We start from the raw sequence: 2,259 nt of genomic DNA, 5'->3' as shown, positions 1-2,259 counted from the left end.
AATCTGCCATAAACCTTGTTGGCATGGTTATAGTTAATGTACATCAATTATTGCCAAAAAGAGTTCACTTTGGTTTTTAGTTTATTTTCAAAAAGCTTTATGATATTTGCTTGGTTCTCTATTATGTGACGCTCACCTATTAAGTCATGCAAGATCTTTTCTTGAGTCTCTATTGGTGGTAATGGTATTGAATAGTTTACTATAAAATCTATACTTACTCTTTTATGCCCGACAGAACCAGTCATTATTGACGCCCCATCGTTAATGAAATTCAATGTTTGTAAACAATGATAAACCCACTCTATATGCACTCCATTTTTAGCCCTAATAACTATGAATTCAGTAGAACCAAACCCTATATCATTCACTAAATTCCTTACTATTGACATTTTATTATTCTCAAAACATGGAGCAATCTTTGCTATCAATAAATCATTAGATTTGAAAAAAGTGTAACCATTCTTAACTTCATTTACTTCTTTAATTTTTTTGGGAAAAGTATAAAGCTTATTCGAATTCATGTCTTCCATTGGTAAAAAAGAACATTCAACTAAGTCACCACACTGTTTAGATGGATTAATCTCACATATATCTTTTATTTTAAAAAATTTCCAACTCGTGTTTATTTCAAAATAAGGCTTCCAATTATCAATTATCTGCTTTGCTCCATCTATTATTTTTTGATAGCCCTCCATCTCTTCAACAATTTTTTGCTGCTCTTCAAGGGATGGGATCGGTATTGTCAAATTTTCAATATCTTTGATATAAATATGAGGCTGACCTGCACCTTTTTGCATTTTGTATATTTCTTCTTGCAGGTGTTTTAACGTATTGTACAGATATTTCGTAAGTAATACGGTTTCGTCCTTAGAATACAAAACACTACAATCTGAAGCCCAGATAGGATAATCATGATACCATACAAAACCTGAATATGCGCCTGATGCAGAAATTGTTATTATATTTCCTTTATCGGTGAATTCACTATGCGAATAAGGGCTTGTTTGCTCCCCTGCGATTACGGGAATATCTCCTGATATCGCCCTCTTTTTTGTGATGGTTTTGCCTTTTTTTGCAATAATGACTTTACTTTCAATTAAATCTTTAATTGAAACCATTGACCATTTACGATTTCGCTCTTTTATTTCTCTATAATGATTACCTATTAAATTATAATTATTATTCTTAACTTTCTCTAAATCTATAATTTTAAATCCAAGTTCAAGCATATTAGCTTTTAACCTAGGGTTCTTAGAGATCTTATTAATATCAGAGGCGTAAATCTTATCTAAGTCATTTATTCCTTTAATTTTTCTTTTTTTATTGTCTAAGGTAACACCAATATTTTTGACTTCATAAAACCAATATTCTTTTTGATTATTTGGTTTATGTGCATCGGTAAAATACAGTATAGATGTCTTCACGCCAGTATATGGTAAAAAAGTACCCTTCGGCAGCGAAATAACCGCTTGCAACTTTGCTTTTGATAGTAAAAATTGACGTACGGCAGAGGTATCTCTTCTGAATAAAAAGCCTTCAGGCACTACTAATGCCATTCTGCCACCCTCTTTTAGACTTTGTAGACAATGTAAAACACAAGCAGCATCGCCGTTATTTTTTGCAATCCCATTATAGTAAAGAGGGGCTATATGATTTTCTGTTACAGTTTTACTGTTTTGAATCGTTTTTTTAGTGATTTCTTGGGAAAATGGCATATTAGTAACGATGATATCAAATTTTAACTGCTTATTAGTTAAAGGGTTACTATATTCAGGATTCTCTAAACTATTTACTTGCTGAATCCCACTATGACCGTCGCCGTGCAAAATCATATTCATTTTGGCAATTCTTGCAGTGCTTGTTATCTCTCTTCCATATAACGTATTGTGTTTTAATATCTCGAGATCTTCTTTATTATTAATTATATTATTATCCTTAATATAATTAAAAGCTTCTGTCAAAAATCCTCCAGTACCACAAAAAGGATCATAAATTGTCTCTTGAAATTTAGGTTCAACTAAATTAATAATAGTTTTAACTATATTTCGTGGGGTAAAATATTCACCTAAATCATTCTCGGTTGAAGTGGTTTTTTCTAGAAAATATTCAAATGCATCACCTTTTATATCCGTATCTATTGTCGATAAAATAAGCGGATCGATTGCATCAATAATATGCCGAAGTGTTTTGGAATTGCTGATAGAAATAGGCGTAAAAACATCACCACCATATAATGGACTGAGAAATCAAGACAAAATT

The 2,259-nt window shown here is 31.5% G+C and carries 1 protein-coding gene; it reads right to left on the bottom strand.

The window, feature by feature from the left end; genetic code table 11:
- Positions 1–47 precede the first annotated feature (47 nt).
- Entirely contained in the window at positions 48–2,126 is a 2,079-nt protein-coding gene (locus tag KYQ89_RS08135) for an N-6 DNA methylase (protein WP_371920376.1), read from the bottom strand.
- Between the last annotated feature and the right edge of the window lie 133 nt (positions 2,127–2,259).

It is taken from the genome of Rickettsia sp. TH2014 (assembly GCF_019249195.1).
Classification (GTDB): domain Bacteria; phylum Pseudomonadota; class Alphaproteobacteria; order Rickettsiales; family Rickettsiaceae; genus Rickettsia; species Rickettsia felis.
Note: the sequence above shows the minus strand (reverse complement) of the source record. Positions and strands in the feature narration are given on the sequence as shown.